The organism is Geobacillus sp. PLS 41 (genome assembly GCF_056494105.1).
Genome location: NZ_CM151395.1, coordinates 25,171 through 45,779, shown reverse-complemented (window position 1 = coordinate 45,779; position 20,609 = coordinate 25,171). Strand labels below are relative to the sequence as shown.

Genomic DNA, 20,609 nt, shown 5'->3' with positions numbered 1-20,609 from the left:
TGTGCCGGTATCGACCCAGGCGCGATCGGTGCGGGGCCGCTGCTCTTGTTCCAATAGACGATGCCTCATGCCTCAGGCAAAACGCGAATGAATCCGCTTTCTGTCGGCGCCTTGCCCATTTTGCTCTAGCGCTATCCACCAATTACGGCTATAATAATGTTTATCAGTGCAACGTGGCGGATGGCGGCGGGAAGCCGCGGGTTGGTTAGGGGGATCAGGGCATGAACAAGTCAAAAGGTTGGATGGAATCGGAAATCAGCAAAGCGTTGACGAAATGGGAAAAAGATTTTCTCGGCCGCGGCTCGGTGTCGGTGAAAACCGATATTTTGCGTGATATGATTATCGTTTCCCTGCATGGCATCTTGACACCTGCTGAGTACGCTCTTTGTGAATCGAAGGAAGGGATGCTGGCGGTGAAACGGTCGCGGACGAGTTTGGTGGAATCGGGCGTCGATGATTTGAAGAAGATGATTTTGGAAATCACGGGTGAAAAAGTAAAAAGCTTTCATACCGATTTAAGCACCCGAACGGGTGAGCGGATTATTGTCTTTAAGCTGTTCAACGATTTGGAGAAACAGTTGACAAAATAAATTTTTCCATGACAAATCAACAAAGTTATTGTATAATTGAAACAACTTTTGTATAGTAAGTATAGAATAAAATAGTGGACGATGCTGTCGGGAGCCCTTCAAAAAACCTACGTGGGCTTAGGTTCGTTGAAGGGAAACCGACCGTCGCCTGCCGCGCGACAACGAACGGGAGATCTTCAAACAATCAAGCGATGATTGGTTGAAGGTAAACCGGCTATGGGCAATCGATAGGCAATGGAACGGCCTTTTTCGGCCGTTTTGCCTGATTGACATAGCCGGTTTTTTCTTTTTTCTCTCGAACGATGTGCAAGCAGATGAGGGGAGGAGATGGCAATGGGGAACGAATGGTTCGCATGGGGATGGCTGGCGGCGATTGCGGTCGTTTTCCTAAGTGCGATCGTGTGGCTGTTTCCGCGCGTGTCGGAACGATATGTGCATGTGCACGTTTGGCTGTTGCTGTTGCCGGGGACGGCGGCGCTATTCGGATGGATCGGCGCCGGCGGCGCGGTCGACATCGGCCCGTGGCGGTTTGATGCGACGAGCTGGCTGTCCGCCGTTTATATTTCGCTTCTCAGCTGGGCGATTCAACGGTTTGCGGTTCGCTATTTGCACGGCGACCGCCGCTATCGGCTGTATTTCTCGCTCTTGACATGGACGTCATTTGCCGCTTCGCTCACGTGGGCGGCCGGCGACTTGCGGTTGATCGCAGTGTGCTGGGGGCTGCCGCTTGTGGGGCTTGTGGCGTTGACCGCGTTGAAAAAAGAATGGGAGCCGGCTCAGTTCGTTGCCTGGCAGATGGGCATGCTGTTTTTGGCAAGTTGGATTGCTGTGGCCCTCACCGCTGTTTGGCTTGGGGCGAGAGTCGGTGAATGGACGCTCGTCTCGGCGTTGTCGGCGGAACGTTTAGCTCGTCTCGCTCTATGGGAAAGGGCGGTGATGAGCGGATTGCTCATGTTGGCTGCCGTCATTCCAGCTGGGCAATGGCCGTTTCATCGCTGGCTGATGGAATCAGCCGTGACGCCGACGCCGGTGTCAGCGGTGATGCATGCCGGTCTTGTCAACGCTGGGGGGCTCTTGCTTTGGCGCTTTTCTCCGCTCTTTAACGAAACGTGGGCGCATGTGGCGCTGTTTCTGATCGCTTTTGCCTCGATTTTGATTGGCACGGGCGTTAGCTTTGTTCATGTTGACTATAAGCGCCAGCTCGTCGGTTCGACGATGGCGCAAATGGGCGTCATGCTTGTGCAATGCGCCCTGGGCGCTTACGGGGCCGCAGTAGTGCATTTAGTGTTGCACGGGTTGTTTAAAGCGACGCTCTTTTTGCAGTCCGGGTCCGTCGTGCCGCGAGTCGGTCGGGCAGGATTACGAAAAACAGGCAGTTCGTGGCCGGGCGGCATCATCCTCGGCGTGCTGTTTGGGTGGGGCTTTTGGCAGGCGGCTCCGCACGAACCGGCCCGGTTGTTGAGCGCGCTTTTGCTTGCGGCCTCGGCAACGGTTGCCTGGGGACGGCTTACGGATTTTCGCGAAGGCCGTTGGCTGGGCTTTGCGGTTGTCGTTGCTTTGGCGTTGGCGTCCGAAACGGTGCGCAATCAATTTATGGCGCTGCTTCATAACGGGATGCCGTCCGCGTTTCTGCCGCCCGCTTCGTTCGAATGGCTTGTCTGCGCTCTGTTTGTTGCCGCGGCGCTGGTTGCTGTATGGATCGCGAACCGGCGCAGTTCCATGCTTGCCATTCAGCTGTACATGTGGCTTGTTCACCTTGGTGAACCGCGTCCGGCGGCGACCGAAGCACACCCGCGTTATTTGGCGTCCTATCTAAAGGAGGGGATGGCTCATGAGTAGAAGCGTCATATCACTTGAACGGTCAACGGAGGCAAAAAAAGCAGCCGCTTGTCCGCTCGAGGCGATCGTCAGCGAAGCGGCGAAGGTGATCGCTCCGCTTTGGCCGATTTCCGCGTTTATCGCCCGCCATCCGTGGATGGGGATGGAAAACAAGTCGTTTGTCGACGCGGCTGACCGACTGCAAGAAGCTTACGGCATCGACTTGTATCCGCCAATGGCCGTTTTTCATGCGGCGCTATCCAAAGGGGAGATTGACGTTTCCTTCATCGAGCGGCGTCTGCAACGATGGTTGGATGACGAGCCGCTTCCTGCGCCGCGCCATGAAGCGGAACGGCTATGCCGCGCCCTCCTTTGGAACGATGCGGTGCCCGAAGAAGCGCTTCAGATGCCGAAACTGATCGAGTTGGCCGCCGCTATGCCGCTGCGCTCTGTTTCCATCCGCACGCGGTCTGTGCGCCTTGGTTTGGAAAAGCGGTTGGATCAACAAATGATCAAATGGTGCAAGCTGTTTTACGATCGGGGAGAGGCGGTGTGGGCGCTGCCGCATCGTGAACACGGCTTTTACGGGTCTTGGCGTCGTTTGGCGCCTCTTGATCCGTCCTTGTCCAAGGAGGAGCGGAAACGGCTTTTCGATTGGCCTCACCATCCAGAGGAGGCGCTGCAACGGGCGCTTGAGCAGCTCGGGGTGCAGGATGAGGAAGCCGTGGCCTATTTAGAAGCGCATTTATTAGCTCTGCCCGGCTGGGCGGGGATGATGGTCTGGCAATCGCGCCGTGCAGGTGACGAAATCGGCGGGCTGATCAACTACTTGGCCGTTCGTTTGTCGCTGGAGTGGGTGTTCACAGCGCCCCATCTGCCGCTGAAGGAGGAAGAAAACGAAGACGATCGTGCGGTTGGGCCGCTGTTGGCCGCCTGGATCCACTGGGGCGGCATGACGCTGGACGACTGGCGGCGCCTTCCGCTCGAAGACCGCCAAGCTCGTCTGGTGTTCGCCGATCGGTTCTGGCGAATTGGCCGCCGCCATCTTTGGCTTGAGGCGTGGGAAGATACGTATGAAGCGAAGCTGAAAGAAGCGGTTCTCACCCGTCAACCTGAGGAGCCAAAAGAGCAGGCGGCAGCGCAGCTATTGTTTTGCATTGATGTGCGCTCCGAGCCGTTCCGCCGTCATGTAGAGGCGGTCGGCCCGTTTGAAACGTACGGCTGCGCTGGCTTTTTCGGCTTGCCGATCCAAACGCGCGTGCTTGACAGCGATGACGCCCATCCGTCTTGCCCGGCGATTGTGGCGCCGCGGCATGAAATCAACGAAACCGCTTCTCCCGAAACGGCGGCGCCGTACCGCCGGCGGCGCGATCTGTTCCGCTTTGTCGGCCGGACGTTTAAAAAAATCAAGCAGCATCTGCTGGCTGGTTTGCTGCTTCCGGAAATGAGCGGCCCGTGGCTCGGTTTGCATACGATCGCCCGCAGCGCAGCGCCGGCTTGGGCCGGGCAAGCCATTCATCAGGCGGAAATGTCGGCGCAACAAAAACCGAAGACGACGCTGTCGCTTGATTGCCAAGGGCATGACGAAACGACTGGGCTGCCGATCGGGTTGACAAAAGAAGAGCAAGTGCAATACGTAAAACAGCTTCTCGTGAACATCGGCCTGACGTCCTCATTTGCCCCGCTTGTCGTCGTCTGCGGCCATGAGAGCGAGACGACAAATAACCCGTATGCGTCCGCGCTCGATTGCGGGGCGTGCGGCGGCGCGGCTGGGGCGTTCAACGCCCGCGTATTCGCCGCGTTGGCCAACTTGCCGCACGTGCGGGATGGATTGGCGAAAGAGGGAATCGTCATCCCGGATGAGACAGTGTTCGTCGCCGCTGAACATATCACGACCGTTGACGAGTTGCGTTGGGTGGAAGTGCCGCCGTTGTCCGAAGCGGCTGAGGCGGCGTTTCGACAGCTGAAACAGGCGCTTGCCGGCGTCAGCCGCCAAGCCAATGCTGAGCGGATGGCGAAGCTGCCGCATGTCGGCGCCATGCCGCGCGATCCGGTTGCCGAAGCCCGACGCCGCGCCGTCGACTGGAGTGAAATTCGTCCGGAGTGGGGATTGGCGGGGAACGCCGCTTTCCTGATTGGGCGGCGGGCGTTGACAAAGGGCGTTCATTTAGACGGCCGGGTGTTTTTGCACAGCTACGATTGGCGCGAAGATCCGACCGGTGAGGCGCTGGCCGGCATCATCGCTGGGCCGGCCACGGTTGGGCAGTGGATCAACTTGCAATATTATGCTTCGACAGTGGCACCGAATTACTATGGAAGCGGCGACAAAACGACCCAGACGGTGACCGGCGGCATCGGCGTCATGCAAGGGAACGGAAGCGACTTGCTAGCCGGCTTGCCGTGGCAGTCCGTCGCCGCATCTGACCGTGAGTGGTTCCACTCTCCGCTTCGGTTGCTCGTCATCATTGAAGCGCCGTCTTCCTATATCGAGCGGTTGCTCGATGAAAACAGCGAATTTCGGCGCAAAGTCCAAAACGGCTGGCTCCGTCTCGCCTCGATTGACCCAGACAGCGGGGCGTGGGTGAACTGGGAGGCAGGCCGTCTTGCGTCGGTACAGCAGCGCTAAAAAGAAACGATATGCCGCTTGCCGGGTTTGTCTGGCCGGCGGCTTTTTTTCGTTGACTGCCAAACGAGGCAGGGAAAATGGATGCACGCCGCGAAATAAGATAGCAGCTGGTATAACAGCAACAGGAAAGACGAGGAAAGAGGGAAAGCGGATGAAAACGCAGTTTATCGCCGGTCATGCGCGGCTGCCGGCCGGAATGGCGGCGAAAAGCCTTTACGATACGCTGACGATCACAGCGGAAATTGATAAAAAATACGGGGTGATCGTGGAGGCATCATGCACACTGGCTACTGAACATGGGCGCGATTACGTGGCCCGCCTGCTTCGCGGCCATTCGCTGCGCGATGGCATCGACGGTCTGCTCGCCGAGCTTGACGAAGGGTATTTAGGGAAAGCCCATTCTGCTCTGTGCGCGGCGCTAAAAGATTTGTACAAACAATATTGCAAAATGGAGGAGAAAGAGCCATAAGCCGCTGCCCCTCATCGGTTGATGGGGGGCAGCGGCGTTTTGGTGCGGGTCAGCGGCTTGGCCGCCCATGATTTCGTTGGTGATTCAGTTTTCAGCCGGCCGCCATGCCGGCAGCGTTTTGCGCAGCGGTTTGTCTTGGCGGTAACCGAGCACATATTCGGCCTGCATGATCGTATGAATTTCCCGTGTTCCTTCGTAAATGACCGGCGCTTTCGAGTTGCGCAAGTAGCGCTCGACCGGGTATTCGTTCGAATAGCCGTAGGCGCCATGGATTTGCACGGCATCGTCGGCCGCCTGGTTCGCGTAGTCGCAGGCGATCCATTTGGCGAGCGATGTTTCTCTCGTGCAACGCCGGCCTTCGTTTTTGAGAAAGCCGACTTTGTAAACGAGCAGGCGGCTGATTTGCAAACCAGCTTCCATGCGGGCGATCATTTGCTGGACGAGCTGATGGCGGCCGATTTCTTTGCCGAATGTTTTTCGTTCGTGGCAGTATTTCACGCTCGCCTCAAGACATGCCATAATGAGGCCGACCGCGCCGGCGGCGACGGTGAAGCGGCCGTTGTCAAGCGCTGACATGGCGATTTTGAATCCTTCGCCTTCTTCCCCGAGCAAGTTTTCTTTCGGGACGCGGACGTTGTCAAAAAACAGCTCGCCCGTATTGCCAGAGCGGATGCCAAGTTTCCCTTTAATCGGGCGCGACGAAAAGCCGGGCATCGTCCGTTCGACGATAAAGGCGGAAATGCCGCGGTGCTTTTTCGATTTGTCCGTATAGGCGAATACGAGAAAATGGTCAGCGATGTCAGCGAGGGAAATCCATGTTTTTTGTCCGTTTAAAATGTAGTCATCTCCGTCGCGGACGGCTGTCGTCTGGATGGAAGCGACGTCTGAGCCGGCATTCGGTTCGGTCAGGCCGAATGCGCCGATTTTTTCCCCGCGCGCTTGTGGGACGAGATATTTTTGCTTTTGTTCTTCAGTTCCCCACTGAAGGAGCGTCAAACTGTTCAGCCCGGTGTGAACCGATACGGCGGTGCGAAACGCCGTATCGCCGCGTTCGAGCTCTTCGCAGACGATGGCAAGCGAGTTGTAATCCATGCCCATGCCGCCATATTCTTCGGGAATGCAGACGCCCATTAAATTGAGCTCAGCGAGCCGCTTGAAAATGTTGCGGTCAAATTCGCCCCGCTCATCCCATTCTTTGATATAAGGCATAATTTCTTTATCGACGAATTTGCGCACCGTTTGCCGCAGCATTTCCTGTTCGGGTGTAAAGTCGAAGTTCATCATCGTTTCCATCCCCCTATGCAACTGTTTGTTTTTCATGGTTTTTTCGTGTCAACGTTCGTTTCCCTTGTTTCAGCGGGCGCTGAAGCGGTTGAGGAGAACAACGGTTTATTCATTGGCTTTTGTCGTGCGGACCGTTTTCAGCGGCCGGGTTGCCTTGCCATCCAGCTTCGACCTCGCGGTTATGCTCGCCGGCCAGCGGGGGCGGCAGCCGATAAGACACCGGCGTGTCAGACAGTTTCAGTGGGCTGGCGACAAGCGTTAACGGACCGACGATTGGATGGTGCACCGTGACTGTCATCTCGCGCGCCGCCGTTTGCGGATGGCGGAACAGTTCATCGAGCGTCTGCACCGGTCCGCATGGAATGCCTTTCTCGGCGAGAAGGCGCTGCCACTCGGCCCGCGTCCGCCGCTTGATTTCCTCGTTCAGCCGCCGGTTTAGCTCTTCGCGATGGGCGACTCGGCCGGGATTGGTTTGAAAGCGCGGATCGGTTCCAAGCGAGTGATCGGACAACAACGAGCAAAGCGCTTGAAATTGTCGGTCATTGCCGACGGCGATGACGATCGGACCGTCGCTTGCCATGTACGTTGAGTATGGCACGATGTTCGGGTGTTCATTGCCGAGCGGCTTCGGGACGTCGCCGGATAACAAATAATTGGCGGCGACATTGACAAGCGCACTCACGGCGCAGTCAAACAGTGCGAGATCAATTTTTTGCCCGCGCCCCGTTTTCTCGCGGGCCAAAAGCGCCGCTTCGATCGCGATGGCGGCATACAGGCCGGTGAACACATCCGTGACGGCGACGCCGACTTTGAGCGGGCCGGTGTCCGCAGTGCCGTTAATGCTCATCCAGCCGCTCATTGCCTGAATGATATAGTCGTAGCCGGCTAATGGAGCGAGTGGTCCTGTCTCGCCAAACCCGGTGATGGAGCAGTAGATGAGACGTGGGTTGAGGCGTGACAACGATTCATAGCCAAGTTCCCACTGTTCCATCGTTCCGGTCTTAAAATTGTGAATGAGGACATCAGCTGTTTCGGCGAGGCGGCGAATCGTCTCTTGTCCTTCTGCCGATTTTAAATTGACGGTGATGCTTCGTTTGTTTCGATTGACGGCGGTATAGTAAGCGCTCATGCCGTTTTGGAACGGCGGCCCCCAAAACCGGGTGTCATCCGACCCCCCGGGCGCTTCGACTTTGATGACATCAGCGCCTAAATCGCCTAAAATCATCGTCGCATACGGACCAGCCAACACGCGCGACAAGTCGAGCACGCGCACGCCATCGAGCGCTCCTGGCATCGATTTCCCTCCTTTCTGTTTACATGCAAAAAGCCGGTTCCTATACAGCGTGCAAGATAGGAACCGGCTTGAACGGACTGAGAAGGCATTCCGGCGCGGAGATGCCGTCAGGCCGTACAGTTCTTTTTGTGGTCGATGCATAAAAGCTGCCAACGCTGCCTGTCAGGCAACGGGGCTATCGGACAGATGGCAGGGGCCGTCCGGTCTGCACAAGCGGCCAAGCTGGCAGGAGACGGCTTATACGTTTATTATAGTGATTTGTTTGATAATTGTAAATAGTCGAACAAGAAATTCGCCAGCGAAAGCCGGCTGGCGAGGAGAAGATGCACGTAGCCGCGTGAATAGCTCTTCGATACAAATGAATGAAAAGAAATCGATCGCGCGGTCGGACAATTTGGCATGAAAAGAGCGCAACATTCACCTAAATTTCTATATAATTGTAGAGAAAGGGGAATCGATGACGCAAAAAAGGAAGTGATGGTGCGTGTTCCATGTGTTAGTGACGACAGACGCCAATTATCTTCCGCCGCTGAGAGTCTTGATGCATTCGCTGTTTTGCAACAACCGGCGCCCGTTTACGTTTTACTTGCTTTACTCGCGCATTGCCGAGGAAGAGATTCAGGCGCTTGGCGAGTTTGTTCGCCGGCAGGGGCATGAGCTCGTGCCGATTTACGTTGATCCGCAACTGTTTCATGATGCGCCTGTTTTCCGCCACTATACGGTGGAGATGTATTACCGTCTGGCGGCGCATTTGTTTTTGCCGCCAGACGTCGACCGTGTCTTGTACCTTGATCCGGATATTGTGGCGATCAACCCGATGGATGAGCTGTATGACATGGATTTCGAAGGGAACTTGTTCATTGCGGCTGAGCATACCCATTCGACGAAGGTGGCAAACTTGTTCAACAAGTTGCGGTTAAAAACGCCGAACGCGAAAGGGTATTTCAACACGGGTGTGATGATGATGAACATTGCGATGATGCGCGAACACGTTCGGCTTGCGGACATTTACCAGTTCATTCGCGACAACCGGTTCAAGCTTGTTCTTCCTGACCAAGACGTGTTAAATGGGTTGTACTGGGACAAAATTAAACCGGTCGACTGCTACCGCTACAACTACGACGCGCGCTATTATGACTTTTTGCAGCTTTTGCCCAACCCGAAACACGATTTAGCTTGGATTGAGGAAAACACCGTTTTTATCCATTATTGCGGCAAGGAAAAACCGTGGAAAGACAATTACAAAGGGGAGTTGGGGCGGTTTTACAAACGGTACAGCCAAGTGTTGGAGCTCGAGGGCGAGGCGACGGTGTAGCGCGGCTTGAGAGACGCGTTTCACAAAGAAAGTCTCTCACTCCAAGCAAAGCGAAGTGGAAGCGGTTCACAGGAAAAAGGCGCCCCATCAAAGCGGGCGCCATGTTCGATTACTGTTTGCGCTCTTGCCGGCGGATGCCGGCTGCCGCAGCGCGCGCCTGTGCTTCAAGGTCTTCATGGTCGGCAAATTCTGCCGAGTATTCCACATCGATGCCGTCAGATTTCAGCTGTTTCGGCACTTGCGGCAAAGTCGCCTTGTTTTTGTCGCGCGTCCGTTGTCCGCGAGAACGGCCCATCATCCATGCCCCCTATCCAAAAGTGTGAATCGTACGATTCAATCATTAGGATGGCATGGACGGCGCCAGCGTATAAATAGCAATCGTTTCTAGTGGCGCGCCTTTTTGGCCGTATAGCCGCCCGCTTGGTCCGCCATTTTAAAATCCCGGGCATAGCTTACTTCTTGGGCGCTTGTCAGCGTATGCTTCGATTTTTCGCGTTTTCGTTTTTCCGCCATCGCTTGTTCCCTCGCTTTGCATCAATATTCCTTTAGTTCCATTTTGCGCAAAACCAGCCGTTTTTATGCGTAAAAAAGAGGATGTCCGTTTGGACAGCCTCTTTTTGCATCAGATGCGCTCTTGCGCGGCTTATGCCTCTTTGCGCTGTTCTTCATTGTGGGCAAAGGAAGGATGGCGCATTGTATAGAGCGTGTAGTTGTCTTTTGTAATTTCGTACAAATTGTATACATCCGCGCCGATTTGCTCGAGCAGCGCCCGCCGCGTTTCATTGGCCGGCGTGACGTACGGCAGTTTTTCCGCCGCTTTGATCGAGCGCACATTGACTTTGCGGATGCGCAAAAACACCGTTTCGATGGAAAGCTCATAAAACAGTTCGTGGAAAAACGCTTCCTTGGCGCGCTGATTGTAGCCGCGCCCGTGGTACGGTTTGCCAAGCCACGTTCCTAAAAAGCCGGCGCCGTCTTGAATGTCAAAGAGGCTGATCGTGCCGATCGGGTTTCCCCATTCGTCCAAAATCGTGCGCGAAATGAGCTCGCCTCGTTCTTCCGCCTCGATGAGCTGTTTCGTCATGAACAAAAACTCCTCATACGAGCCGGCTTTTTGGCGCACAAAAGGGAAGACATCCGGGTGCACCATCAGCTCGTACAGCGCATGACAGTCTTGCAGCTCGCGTTTTTTCAACATGGCCAATCCCTCCTTTGGATGCCGAGGGCAGCCTCCCAGCGGGAACCCACCCTCGAAATTTTTTTATTAAAACTTCATTAAAAAAATTTCGGGGTGGGAATCGAACCCACTAGGACCAGCGCGAGCGCTGGTGACGCACCATTTGCCTTCCCCTTGTTCCTGTCCGTATGCGATTATGACGACAACTAGCCTAAGGTCTCCTTTATCATACACGATCGGAAGAAAAAAGGGAATTGTTTTTTTGTTAATTTTTTTTGGATATTTTTTGTCGGTCATGGGGCAAAAGCAAATCGGTGAGACAGCCTTCCAACGTTGGAAACGAAAAGCGGAAGCCGTCTTGCAATAGCTTCTCTGGAATGACGCGTTGCCCTTCGGTGACAAGCATGCTCATTTCGCCAAGGAGAAGGCGAAGCGCCCAAGCGGGAACCGGAAGCCAATGCGGGCGGTGAAGAAGCCGGGCGGCGGTCAGTCCAAATTCTTCCATTTGTACTGGATGGGGCGCGGTGAAATTGATGGGGCCGGACAATTCCTCGTGTTCGATGATGTACGAGACCGCGCGCACGACGTCTTCAAGATGAATCCACGACAGCCATTGCCGTCCGCTGCCGATTGGGCCGCCGACAAACAGCAGATACGGCTTGATCATCATCGGCAAGGCGCCGCCATGTCGGGCAAACACGACGCCAAAGCGAGCGTAGACGGTGCGGATGCCAAGCTGCTCAATCGGACGGGCCGATGCTTCCCATGCTTGGACGGTCTGGGCTAGAAAGTCGCCGCCGTAATCGGTCGTTTGCTCGGTAAATGTTGCGGAGTCCGAAGTGCCGTAAATGCCGATGGCGCTGGCGTTGATAAACAACGACGGGGGGCGGGACAGTGAATCGATGCAGCGGCCCATCGCTTCGGTGGCGCGAAGGCGGCTGTCAAGGATGATCTCTTTTTGCTTCGCCGTCCAACGTTTTCGATTGAGCGGCTCCCCGGCTAAATTAATGGCGACATCGACAGCTTCAGGCTTTCGGTGGTTGTCGAAGGAAAGGTAATGAATGTTGCCTTCGGAAGGTTTGGGAGAGCGGGTGAAAATGTAGATCTCATGTCCTTGTTTGGAAAAATGGCGGGCGAGCGCCTGGCCGATCAGCCCAGTGCCGCCGTTGATGGCGATGCGCATCTTGATTCCCCTTCCATTGGTTTATTTTATGACTTCGCTTTTGGTGTCAGAAGTTCCTGCTTATGATACGATAAAAGATAAGGGGGACAAACAATGGGAACGATTGCCGACATTGCCGCAACCGAACAAAATGCTGAACGATTTTGGATTGTCGTGCACCGTGACGGCGCACCGTCGTTGAGATTGACAGTTGATCAAGATGTATTGCTTCAATTCCGCTTGAAAAAAGGGATGGAGATCAGCGACGACCTGCTTCAACATATTGTGTATGCCGATGAGGTGAAAAAGGCGTATCAACAGGCGCTTTACTTTTTGGCGCACCGGATGCGTTCGGAGCATGAGGTCGCCGCACACTTGCGAAAAAAAGGCGCTCCGGATTCGGTGATTGATGAAGTGCTCAAAAAACTTCGCGCCGAGCGGTATGTCGATGACGAGGCGTTTGCCGCCGCTTATGTGCGCACGCAAAAAAAGACGGCGGCGAAAGGGCCGCTTCTTGTGCGCGCCGAACTGGAACGGCTCGGCGTTCCCGACCGCTTGATCGAGCAGAGTTTGGCGGAGTATACGTTGGATGAACAGATGGCCATCGCCCGCTCGCTTTACGAAAAAGCGAAAAAACAGCGCCGGGATGAATCGGCTCGCGCGTTTTTGGAACGGGTGCGGCAGCAGCTGATGCGCAAAGGATTTCCGCATGAGGTGATTGCCGCCGTTTTGGCGGATGGCGGCACTCATACTGAACAAGAAGAACGGGAGGCGCTCAGTGTTCAGGCGGAGAAAGCGCACCGCCGTTATGCGCACCACCCGCGGCCGCTTTATGAGCAAAAGATGCGCCAAGCCCTGTACCGAAAAGGATTCGCACTTGACTTGATCAATGAATGGCTGCGCATGCACGGTAATGACGAGTGATCTCGAATGAAAGGATTTGAAAAAATGGGATATATTATCAGTTTTGTTGTTAAATGTTGATCACAAAATCGTTCCAGTTCCATAAATCAAGAGATGTTCTGAGCCTTTTGCCGAGTTCCATGTGGATGAAAACGATCCATCGGGAATGCTCAAAAAGGAGCATTCCCGTTAGGAGCTTTTCCGGGGACTTGATCAAAAAAAGCCCTCTTGGTATGATGCAGGGGTGTCAAACACATCACTCACCATACCAAGGAGGACTTCAGATGAATTGTACACAAAACTATAAAATTGATCAAGTCACCGAACAAACGCTTGTCGTGGGCATCGATATCGCGAAACGAACCCACTACGCCTGCTTCGTGGATGACCGGGGGCGTGTGCTTCGCAAATCGTTCCCGATCTTCCAGTCGAAAGAGGGCTTTCGCCAGCTGTATGAAGCGATTCAGGAGGCGATGCAAGCGTTCGGAAAGCCGCAGGTGATCGTCGCGGTGGAGCCGACCGGGCACTACTGGTTGAACCTCGCCTACTTCCTCGAGGAGCACGGGATCCCGTTGGTCATGGTCAACCCGGCGCATGTGTGCCGGTCGAAAGAACTTGATGACAACCTGCCGACGAAACACGACGCCAAAGACGCCCTGGTCATTGCCAGACTGGCAAAAGACGGACGATTCCTCGTTCCCCGGCTGCTGCACGAGATTGAAGCCGATTTGCGCGTGGGGAGCACGCTCAAAGAGAAGCTCCGCAAGGAACAGACGGCGGTGAAAAACGCGATCGTCCGCTGGACCGACCGATATTTTCCGGAGTTTTGGACGGTGTTTCGCGACCTGGGGAAAACGGCGCTTTCGGTGTTGGAGTGGACGCCGCTTCCGGCTGATATGGCCGGCCGGACGGTGGAGGAGCTTCTTGAGGTGTACCGGCAAAGCGAAGGGATGAAATGCCCGCAGAAGGCCAAAATTCAGGCGTTGATCAACACCGCGAAGGACTCGATTGGGGTGACGGAAGGGACAGCGATGGCCCGGTTTGAGATCGCCGCGCTCGTCCGCCGATACCGCCAATTGGAGGCGGAGATCGCTGCACTGGACGCCGAGTTGAAGGCATTGGTTCAAACGACGATGGAGTACCAATGGTTGAAAACGGTCGACGGGTTGGGAGACGCCACGATCATCGATCTTCTGGCGGAGATCGGCAGCTTCGCCCATTATCGGGACCCGCGTCAATTGGTGAAGTTGGCGGGCCTGACGCTCAAGGAGAATTCCTCCGGCCAGCGCAAAGGGCAAAAGCACATCTCCAAACGGGGACGGAAACGGCTGCGATCGGTGCTGTTTCGGGCGATGATTCCGCTGATTCGGCATAACGAGGCGTTTCGCGAGCTGCATGAGTATTATACGACCCGATCCGTCAATCCGCTGACCGGAAAGCAGTCCATCGTCGCCTTGTGCCGGAAGCTGTTGAATGTGCTGTTTGCGATTTGTACGAAGAAACAAGCGTTTGACGCGGAGCGAATGAAACAGGACGTCTTGTCCCAGGTGCAACGGGCGGCCTAAGGCCTCCCCCTGCGAACGGAAGAATCGTTGGACAACAGGATGACACCGGAGAAGCTGGCGTGATTTCATCCATTCGACCTTGAGTCCCCAAAGGAGCTTGGCCGGCCTCCGCCTGATGACGAGACCGAACGAGGGAATGTTGGCGCGAAGACGCCCGGAGACATGGGAGGGTTCGTCCTCATCAGCGACGCGGAGATCCAAAGGGTGCATCGAATACGCTTCTCCCCACGGAAGGAAAATATCCCCAGCCGTGGCCGCGAAGCGCACCCTAGGTCTGTAAGATATCCACAAAACTGAAAAAGGATGTAAGGGATTTTGTCGAAAAATATTTTTTGGACACCCCTGAGGGGCCGAAAAGCCTTGATAAATCAACATTTCTAGAGGGAGGCTTGCCTATGATCAAAGGAGAACAAAAACGGTACAGCGAAATGACGAAAGAAGAACTGCAACAAGAAATCGCCATGTTGACGGAAAAGGCACGCAAGGCGGAGCAGATGGGGATGGTGAACGAATACGCCGTCTACGAGCGGAAAATCGCCATGGCGAAGGCGTATATGCTTAATCCAGCTGATTTTCATCCTGGGGAGATTTATGAAATTGAAGGGGCGCCTGGAGAGTATTTTAAAGTGCGCTATTTAAAAGGAGTGTTTGCCTGGGGATGGCGGTTGAAAGGAAACGGAGAGGAGGAGGCGCTGCCGATTTCACTGCTTCGTAAACCGAATTTGCCTCAATCATGACGGGCGGGACAAGTTCACAGTCGGACGGAAAGCGAGCCTAAAAACCTAGGGAGGGTGTCTCCCTAGGTTGTTCCGCTACGACTGCTTGCGCGTCTGCCGCTCTAAAATGATGAGGTCAAGCGTTTGCTGCGTTTCGCCGTTCACTTGCGAGTGGGCGTGTTTTGGATTGGCCCACGGCTGCTGAAACGGGTTCGAATAAAAGTTGTCATAAAATTTTTTGTGCCGATGGTGACCCATGATTGTTCACCTCGCTGCGGAATGTGCCGGGGGAGTGCGGCGAACGATGCCGCGCTCCCCCTTCATGTTAAAAGAAATCGCTTCGTTCGCCGGAGGCGCGCATCCGTTCTTGCGGGTGGGTGTTGGTCGTGCCGTCGGCCCGCTTCGAGGCGTACTCGGCCTTGGCGCGCGGTTCGCCTTCGAGCTTGTTGTTGTTTTGGTTCGGGAAGTTGTGCGCTTTGTTCCGCACGGCACATTCCCTCCTTAACGGCGTGCTCGTGTTGGATGGCCAACACGTATTTTTATTATGGGACACCCTGTAGCGCTTATGTGTGGCAATGATTGGGGCGGAGCCCATCAGCCGTTTGGAGCAAGTTCGAGCTTTTTGCGCAGTTTGCCTTCGCTGAAAATCCAGCCGGTGTATGAGCTGACAATATTGAGATCGCGGTCGAGCTGGACGACAGCGACAAACGGGTAATACCCTTTGCTTCGATAGCGTAAATCAGTAAAGCGCACTTCGTAGTAATCATCGTATTCGTTCATTTCCCAACGGTAAACCGGGGAAAAAGATAAGAAAGCGGCGATATTTTCGTCGCGTTTGGCGGCGTTCATCACCGGATGGTCGGGAAGCGCACGCTTTTGGAAGCGGTCAAGGATGATGAGCTCGCCGCGTTTGACGCGGGCGACGTAAAATTTGTCGCAGGTTGAAATGGCTAAATGCCATTCGCGCGGCCGCCATGTCGGTACGGTGATGATCTCGGTCACCCCGGCGATCGAGGCGTGCACGAGCCGTTTGATGTTGGCCTGCTGGCGGAAGCGAAGCCCATAATACGCAGCGATAAGCACGTAGACGACAAGAAACGTATAACCGGGATGGGCGCCGAGAAACAAGCCGCCGACGCCGACCAAATGAAGCCCAAAAATGACCGGATCAAACGTATGAATCACGCCAAGGGCGATCCATTTTTTTGTAAACGGACGCAACGCCTGGGTTCCGTAAGAGTTAAAAATGTCAACAAATACGTGCAAGGCGACGGCAACAAACGTCCAAAGCCAAACGCGAAGCCAATCCGTTTTCGGATAGATGGCAGCCATCACGCTGACGATGAGCAACGGCCAAAGAACGACGGCGGGAATCGAATGGGTGATGCCGCGATGGTTGCGAATATATTGGGCGTTGTTGCGCAATTTGAAAATCGTGTCGATATCCGGCGCTTGCGAGCCAGCGAGCGCGCCGATCAACACAGCGTGGGATAAGAGCGGATCATGGGCGATCGCAGGGTCAAGTGAAGCAAGACTGCCGAGCGCCACCCCCATCAAAACATGTGTGCCTGTATCCAACGTGAAGGCGCCTCCTTCTTGCAGCATCGTTGCATGTTCGGATGGAAACTGTCTGTTGTCTCTCGGCCGGAGCACATCTTTCTTTTTCATGCAACTATTAGTATGCCCCACCTTGTGTTCAGCCAATAACCGTTTGAGGCATTGGCCGAAAGGAGGCGAGAGACAAACAAGGTTATGGCTAGTGTATCATAGAGCGACAATCGTTGGCGAGAGGCGGAACGACCAATTTCACAACGATTCAAAAAAGGAAACGATTGATAGACAGTGGAGTGAGAAAAAGAAACAGGAAGCAAGCCGTTCGTCAGACGAAAAGGGAAGCGCTTCAACCAAAAACGAAAAGCGCCCCGCATGAGGCGGGACGTTTTGTTGATCATCTCGGACCGAGAAGCTCCCCACTTCAACGTCTATATAGGTGTAAGTGGGGAGCATTCCATGCTGATGGAAGATCGGTTCACCATCCGTTCTTTTGGCGGCTCATTGGTCAACTGTCCTTTTCTCTGCAAGCCGATCGATTAGCCGTCATTTCTGAACCGTTTGCCGATCGCTTTGAGAGCGGACAGGAAAAAGCGGATCGCGCGGTTGATGTCCGGGTCATTGAGCGCTTTAAGCAAATCAAACAACCCGATTTTTTTTGTTTCGGCGGAGTTTTGTTCGTACGCCTCCAGCGCGCCGGCGGCGATGTGCTCAAGCAGTTTCGCCGTTTTCTCCGGATCAAGTGAAGCAACAAGGCCAGCTATGGCGAACGCATGGTTGATCATCGTTGTCACCGGTTTTTGGTTGAGCTGGCCGACGACGATTTTCGCCACGTCTTCCCGCGCTTTTAACAAGGCGTTGGCCGCTTCGAGCAGGCCGCTTTCATGGAGCTGCTCGATGAACGCCAAGAGCTCGCGAACTGCCTCTTCACTGTCGCCGACAGCGGCTTTTAGCTTGGCCAGCGCTTCAGTTCGTTTTTCTTCCTCCGTCATTTGGCGCTTTTGAATGGTGGTAATCGGCTTAGCCACCGATCGTCACCCCCTTGTTTTCCTCGGTGAGCGGCACGTAGTCGCTTCGCCGCCACTTCCGCTCCACCTCGACGCCGTTTTGCGGATGCCGCTTTTTAAAGCGCGGATTTGTGCGCGGCAGCGGCGTCTTGCCGGACCGTTCAATGACTTCCATGCGCACTCGGGCTTGTTTGTAAGCCGGCGTGTTCGTGCGATGGTCGGTTTGCGGGCCGGTCAGCATGTTAATGGCGCTCTCATTGGCTGTGGAGTGCATCGGCAAGAACAGTTCATTGCCTCTGACTCGATCGGTGACGAGCACGCGCACTTTGACGCGGCCGTACGGCGAGATGAGCCGAACGAGCGCCCCATCTTCAATGCCGCGTTCTTTGGCGAGTTCAGGGGATACTTCGACAAACACTTCTGGGAATTTATGCTCGATGCCTTTGGATTTGTACGTCAAGTTTCCTTCATGGAAATGTTCGAGCAATCGGCCGTTGTTCACAAGCAAATCGTACTCTTCCGGATATTGCACCGGTTCGACCCAATCGGCTAACGCAAAGCGGGCTTTGCCGTCCGGGAAGTTGAACCGCTCTTTGTACAACAGCGGCGTGTCAGCCCCGTCATGGCTGCCCCAGCATAAGCTGTTCCAGCCCTCGAGCCGGTCGTAATGCGCTTGTGAGTACAGTGGGGCGAGGCTGGCGATTTCATCCATGATTTCTTTCGGGCCAGCGTAATTCCAATCGGCGCCAAGCCGCTTCGCGATTTCTTGAATGATCCACCAGTCTGGCTTGGAGTCGCCAAGAGGCTCCAGCGCTTGGTAAAACCGTTGGATGCGGCGCTCGGTATTCGTGAAAGTTCCTTCCTTTTCCAAACTTGGCGCTGCTGGCAAGATGACATCAGCAAATTGCGCTGTTTTTGACAAGAAAATGTCTTGAACGACAACAAAGTCAAGCTTCGCCAACGTCTCTTGCACATGGTTGGCGTTGCAGTCGACGAGCGCCATATCTTCGCCGACGATATACATCGCTTTCAGCTCGCCCCGTTCGGCTGCTTCAAGCATTTGAATGTTGTCAAGGCCTGGTTTCGCATCGATGCGGACGCCGTACGCTTGTTCAAACTTCGCTCGTGCCTCATCATCGGTGACATGTTGGTAGCCAGGCAGCCAGGCAGGAAGCGAACCCATATCGCAGGCGCCTTGAACGTTGTTATGGCCGCGCAGCGGGAATGCGCCGGCGCCCGGACGCCCGTAGTTGCCGGTGGCAAGAAGCAAGTTTGAGATCGCCGCTGACGTGTCGCTGCCGCCCGTGTTTTGCGTGACCCCCATGCCCCAGAGGACGCACGTGCCGTCTGCTTCGTGGATCATCTCGGCGATGCGGATGAGATCGGCTTTGGCGATGCCGGTCACTTGTTCAGCATAGTCGAGCGTATATTTTTCGAGCAATTGTTTAAACTCTTCAAAGAAATGGACGCGCTCGCGAATGAATGCTTCATCATGCCAGCCTTGGTCGATGATGTATTTTGTCACCGCCATGAGCCACACTTGGTCGGTTCCTTGTTTCGGGCGGATGAACAAATCGGCGCGCTCCGCCATTTCGTTGCGGCGCAAGTCGGCGACGATCAGTTTTTGCCCGAATAGTTTATGCGCCCGTTTGACGCGGGTAGCGAGCACCGGATGCCCCTCAGCTGGATTGGCACCGATGATGATGACAAGCCCCGCGGTGGCGATGTCGTGAATCGTGCCGGAGTCGCCGCCCATGCCGACCGTGCGGAACAGGCCGTCCGTCGCCGGCGACTGGCAGTAGCGCGAACAGTTGTCGACATTGTTCGTTTCAAATACTTGCCGTGCCAACTTTTGCATTAAATAGTTTTCTTCATTGGAAATTTTCGATGATGAAATAAAGCCGATGGCGTTGCCGCCGTATTGCTGTTTGATCGCGCCGAGTTTTTCCGCGACCAAAGAGAGCGCTTCATCCCATGTCGATTCGACGAAGACGTCGCCTTTGCGGATGAGCGGTTTCGTCAGCCGTTCTTCACTGTTGACGAAATCCCAGCCGAATTTCCCTTTGACGCACGTCGAAATGGCGTTAACTGGTGCTTCGGAAACAGGCTGGATTTTTAAAATTTTCCGCCCTTTCGTCCACACTTCAAACGAACAGCCGACGCCGCAGAACGTGCAAACCGTTTTCGTCTTTTTGATCCGTTGTTCGCGCATGGCGGCCTCGATTTCAGAAATGGAGAAAATACTCGTATAGTTTGGCTCGACTTCCTTGACAAAATCGATCATCGGGTTGAGGACGTCTTTGTCCAAGCCGGTGAGAAAGCCCGCTTCGCCAAGCATCGATTTTTCCATTAACGCGTTGCACGGACAGACGGTGACGCAATGCCCGCAGCTGACGCACGACGATTCGTTGATCGGCACCCCACCGTCCCAAACGACGCGCGGCCGTTCCGCTTCCCAATCGATCGAAAGCGTTTCGTTCACTTGCAAGTTTTGGCAGGCTTCGACGCATTGCCCGCAGGCGATGCATTGATTCGGGTCGTAGCGGTAGAACGGATGCGACATGTCCACCTCGGACGGGTCGACTTTCGGCCGGTACGGATATGTTTGATGTTCAATTTGCATCATTTCCGCCGTGTTGTGCAGCTTGCAGTTGCCGTTGTTGTTGTCGCACACCGTACAGTACAAGAGATGATTTTCCAACAGGCGGTCCATCGCTTCTTTTTGCGCTGCCTTTGCCCGCGGCGAGCCGAGTTCGACGACCATGCCGTCCTCAACCGGCGTCGCACAGGCGCGAAGCAGCGTTCCGTTGACTTCAGCGATGCACGTGTCGCATGTCTGAATGGCGCCAAGCTCCGGCGTATAACAAACTTGCGGATGCGGAAGACCGTGTTCATTGACGACTTCCAAAATCGTCATCCCGGGCTTGGCGCGGTAGGCACGCCCGTTGATGGTTACCGTCACCATTTGCGCTTCCATCGTCGCTCCCCCTTTGTCAAAATAAAAAACTCCACCAGCGACGAGACGAATGCTTCATCGTGGGTGGAGTAGTTCTTTAGCATAACGATACTAAACAACCAATCCAAACTTTTTATATTTAGTAGAAAAATAACAAGGCCGCTTCTTGCCTTATT

Annotated in this window: 19 protein-coding genes; 8 read left to right on the top strand and 11 right to left on the bottom strand. The window is 54.8% G+C overall.

From position 1 onward, the window contains the following. Positions 1 to 221 precede the first annotated feature (221 nt). The 4 genes from ACVX3G_RS00220 to ACVX3G_RS00205 all read left to right on the top strand — a co-directional run bounded on the left by ACVX3G_RS00220 (position 222) and on the right by ACVX3G_RS00205 (position 5,503). On the top strand, positions 222 to 590 hold the full coding sequence (locus ACVX3G_RS00220; RefSeq protein ID WP_011229945.1) for a Na-translocating system protein MpsC family protein: 369 nt from the start codon (positions 222 to 224) through the stop codon (positions 588 to 590). A 333-nt stretch (positions 591 to 923) separates the two neighbouring features. Then, positions 924 to 2,429 (top strand): NADH dehydrogenase subunit 5, encoded by a 1,506-nt coding sequence (locus ACVX3G_RS00215; RefSeq protein ID WP_014194907.1) that lies wholly within the window; start codon positions 924 to 926, stop codon positions 2,427 to 2,429. Further along, positions 2,422 to 5,034 carry a DUF2309 domain-containing protein gene (locus ACVX3G_RS00210; RefSeq protein ID WP_014194908.1) on the top strand — a complete coding sequence of 871 codons (2,613 nt, stop codon included), beginning with the start codon at positions 2,422 to 2,424 and terminating at the stop codon, positions 5,032 to 5,034. Before ACVX3G_RS00215 ends, ACVX3G_RS00210 begins: the two co-directional genes overlap by 8 nt. A gap of 151 nt (positions 5,035 to 5,185) precedes the next feature. Then, on the top strand, positions 5,186 to 5,503 hold the full coding sequence (locus tag ACVX3G_RS00205; RefSeq protein WP_011229948.1) for a DUF3870 domain-containing protein: 318 nt from the start codon (positions 5,186 to 5,188) through the stop codon (positions 5,501 to 5,503). Between the two features lie 84 nt (positions 5,504 to 5,587). On the opposite strand, the gene ACVX3G_RS00200 is transcribed toward ACVX3G_RS00205, so the two are convergent. Continuing rightward, positions 5,588 to 6,787 carry an acyl-CoA dehydrogenase family protein gene (locus tag ACVX3G_RS00200; RefSeq protein ID WP_023633705.1) on the bottom strand — a complete coding sequence of 400 codons (1,200 nt, stop codon included), beginning with the start codon at positions 6,785 to 6,787 and terminating at the stop codon, positions 5,588 to 5,590. A gap of 109 nt (positions 6,788 to 6,896) precedes the next feature. Continuing rightward, positions 6,897 to 8,081, bottom strand: a complete 1,185-nt coding sequence (locus ACVX3G_RS00195; protein ID WP_014194911.1) for a CaiB/BaiF CoA transferase family protein — start codon at positions 8,079 to 8,081, stop codon at positions 6,897 to 6,899. 484 nt (positions 8,082 to 8,565) lie between these two features. Between ACVX3G_RS00195 and ACVX3G_RS00190 the strand changes: the two genes are divergently transcribed. Continuing rightward, complete coding sequence (locus ACVX3G_RS00190) at positions 8,566 to 9,396, top strand: glycosyltransferase family 8 protein (RefSeq protein ID WP_011229951.1); 831 nt, start codon at positions 8,566 to 8,568, stop codon at positions 9,394 to 9,396. 109 nt (positions 9,397 to 9,505) lie between these two features. Here ACVX3G_RS00190 and ACVX3G_RS00185 read toward each other — a convergent pair whose 3' ends face one another. The 4 genes from ACVX3G_RS00185 to ACVX3G_RS00170 all read right to left on the bottom strand — a co-directional run bounded on the left by ACVX3G_RS00185 (position 9,506) and on the right by ACVX3G_RS00170 (position 11,756). Further along, positions 9,506 to 9,691, bottom strand: coding sequence for a YfhD family protein (locus tag ACVX3G_RS00185; protein ID WP_011229952.1), 186 nt, complete (start codon positions 9,689 to 9,691; stop codon positions 9,506 to 9,508). An 89-nt stretch (positions 9,692 to 9,780) separates the two neighbouring features. Next, positions 9,781 to 9,909, bottom strand: a complete 129-nt coding sequence (locus ACVX3G_RS00180) for a YfhE family protein (protein WP_011229953.1) — start codon at positions 9,907 to 9,909, stop codon at positions 9,781 to 9,783. Between the two features lie 130 nt (positions 9,910 to 10,039). Next, complete coding sequence (locus ACVX3G_RS00175; protein WP_047757546.1) at positions 10,040 to 10,594, bottom strand: GNAT family N-acetyltransferase; 555 nt, start codon at positions 10,592 to 10,594, stop codon at positions 10,040 to 10,042. Positions 10,595 to 10,838: 244 nt separating this feature from the next. Further along, the gene (locus tag ACVX3G_RS00170; RefSeq protein ID WP_014194913.1) at positions 10,839 to 11,756 is read right to left on the bottom strand and encodes a TIGR01777 family oxidoreductase; all 918 of its coding nucleotides are present in this window, start codon (positions 11,754 to 11,756) and stop codon (positions 10,839 to 10,841) included. Between the two features lie 93 nt (positions 11,757 to 11,849). On the opposite strand from ACVX3G_RS00170, the gene recX reads away from it, so the two are divergent. The 3 genes from recX to ACVX3G_RS00155 all read left to right on the top strand — a co-directional run bounded on the left by recX (position 11,850) and on the right by ACVX3G_RS00155 (position 14,940). Next, positions 11,850 to 12,659: a recombination regulator RecX gene (gene recX, locus ACVX3G_RS00165; RefSeq protein WP_011229956.1), complete on the top strand. Its 810-nt coding sequence runs from the start codon at positions 11,850 to 11,852 to the stop codon at positions 12,657 to 12,659. A 263-nt stretch (positions 12,660 to 12,922) separates the two neighbouring features. Next, positions 12,923 to 14,203 (top strand): IS110 family RNA-guided transposase, encoded by a 1,281-nt coding sequence (locus ACVX3G_RS00160; RefSeq protein ID WP_012749415.1) that lies wholly within the window; start codon positions 12,923 to 12,925, stop codon positions 14,201 to 14,203. Positions 14,204 to 14,598: 395 nt separating this feature from the next. Beyond that, entirely contained in the window at positions 14,599 to 14,940 is a 342-nt protein-coding gene (locus tag ACVX3G_RS00155; protein WP_011229957.1) for a YfhH family protein, read from the top strand. A gap of 75 nt (positions 14,941 to 15,015) precedes the next feature. Here the strand turns inward: ACVX3G_RS00155 and ACVX3G_RS00150 are convergent, their stop codons facing one another. The 5 genes from ACVX3G_RS00150 to fdhF all read right to left on the bottom strand — a co-directional run bounded on the left by ACVX3G_RS00150 (position 15,016) and on the right by fdhF (position 20,454). Then, on the bottom strand, positions 15,016 to 15,177 hold the full coding sequence (locus ACVX3G_RS00150; RefSeq protein WP_011229958.1) for a YpzG family protein: 162 nt from the start codon (positions 15,175 to 15,177) through the stop codon (positions 15,016 to 15,018). A 67-nt stretch (positions 15,178 to 15,244) separates the two neighbouring features. Next, positions 15,245 to 15,406, bottom strand: a complete 162-nt coding sequence (locus tag ACVX3G_RS00145; protein ID WP_011229959.1) for a small, acid-soluble spore protein K — start codon at positions 15,404 to 15,406, stop codon at positions 15,245 to 15,247. Positions 15,407 to 15,513: 107 nt separating this feature from the next. Next, positions 15,514 to 16,497, bottom strand: coding sequence for a metal-dependent hydrolase (locus ACVX3G_RS00140; RefSeq protein WP_011229960.1), 984 nt, complete (start codon positions 16,495 to 16,497; stop codon positions 15,514 to 15,516). Between the two features lie 512 nt (positions 16,498 to 17,009). Continuing rightward, on the bottom strand, positions 17,010 to 17,498 hold the full coding sequence (locus ACVX3G_RS00135; protein WP_011229962.1) for a helical membrane plugin domain-containing protein: 489 nt from the start codon (positions 17,496 to 17,498) through the stop codon (positions 17,010 to 17,012). Continuing rightward, positions 17,491 to 20,454 carry a formate dehydrogenase subunit alpha gene (fdhF, locus tag ACVX3G_RS00130; RefSeq protein WP_479454561.1) on the bottom strand — a complete coding sequence of 988 codons (2,964 nt, stop codon included), beginning with the start codon at positions 20,452 to 20,454 and terminating at the stop codon, positions 17,491 to 17,493. Before fdhF ends, ACVX3G_RS00135 begins: the two co-directional genes overlap by 8 nt. Between the last annotated feature and the right edge of the window lie 155 nt (positions 20,455 to 20,609).

Bases quoted from the DNA above. Each gene is read 5' to 3' on its own strand.
- ACVX3G_RS00220 (WP_011229945.1), top strand. From the start codon at position 222: ATGAACAAGTCAAAAGGTTGGATGGAATCGGAAATCAGCAAAGCGTTG.
- ACVX3G_RS00170 (WP_014194913.1), bottom strand. From the start codon at position 11,756: ATGCGCATCGCCATCAACGGCGGCACTGGGCTGATCGGCCAGGCGCTC.
- ACVX3G_RS00215 (WP_014194907.1), top strand. From the start codon at position 924: ATGGGGAACGAATGGTTCGCATGGGGATGGCTGGCGGCGATTGCGGTC.
- ACVX3G_RS00160 (WP_012749415.1), top strand. From the start codon at position 12,923: ATGAATTGTACACAAAACTATAAAATTGATCAAGTCACCGAACAAACG.
- ACVX3G_RS00200 (WP_023633705.1), bottom strand. From the start codon at position 6,787: ATGATGAACTTCGACTTTACACCCGAACAGGAAATGCTGCGGCAAACG.
- ACVX3G_RS00155 (WP_011229957.1), top strand. From the start codon at position 14,599: ATGATCAAAGGAGAACAAAAACGGTACAGCGAAATGACGAAAGAAGAA.
- ACVX3G_RS00185 (WP_011229952.1), bottom strand. From the start codon at position 9,691: ATGGGCCGTTCTCGCGGACAACGGACGCGCGACAAAAACAAGGCGACT.
- ACVX3G_RS00175 (WP_047757546.1), bottom strand. From the start codon at position 10,594: ATGTTGAAAAAACGCGAGCTGCAAGACTGTCATGCGCTGTACGAGCTG.
- recX (WP_011229956.1), top strand. From the start codon at position 11,850: ATGGGAACGATTGCCGACATTGCCGCAACCGAACAAAATGCTGAACGA.
- ACVX3G_RS00195 (WP_014194911.1), bottom strand. From the start codon at position 8,081: ATGCCAGGAGCGCTCGATGGCGTGCGCGTGCTCGACTTGTCGCGCGTG.
- ACVX3G_RS00205 (WP_011229948.1), top strand. From the start codon at position 5,186: ATGAAAACGCAGTTTATCGCCGGTCATGCGCGGCTGCCGGCCGGAATG.
- fdhF (WP_479454561.1), bottom strand. From the start codon at position 20,454: ATGGAAGCGCAAATGGTGACGGTAACCATCAACGGGCGTGCCTACCGC.
- ACVX3G_RS00210 (WP_014194908.1), top strand. From the start codon at position 2,422: ATGAGTAGAAGCGTCATATCACTTGAACGGTCAACGGAGGCAAAAAAA.
- ACVX3G_RS00150 (WP_011229958.1), bottom strand. From the start codon at position 15,177: ATGGGTCACCATCGGCACAAAAAATTTTATGACAACTTTTATTCGAAC.
- ACVX3G_RS00180 (WP_011229953.1), bottom strand. From the start codon at position 9,909: ATGGCGGAAAAACGAAAACGCGAAAAATCGAAGCATACGCTGACAAGC.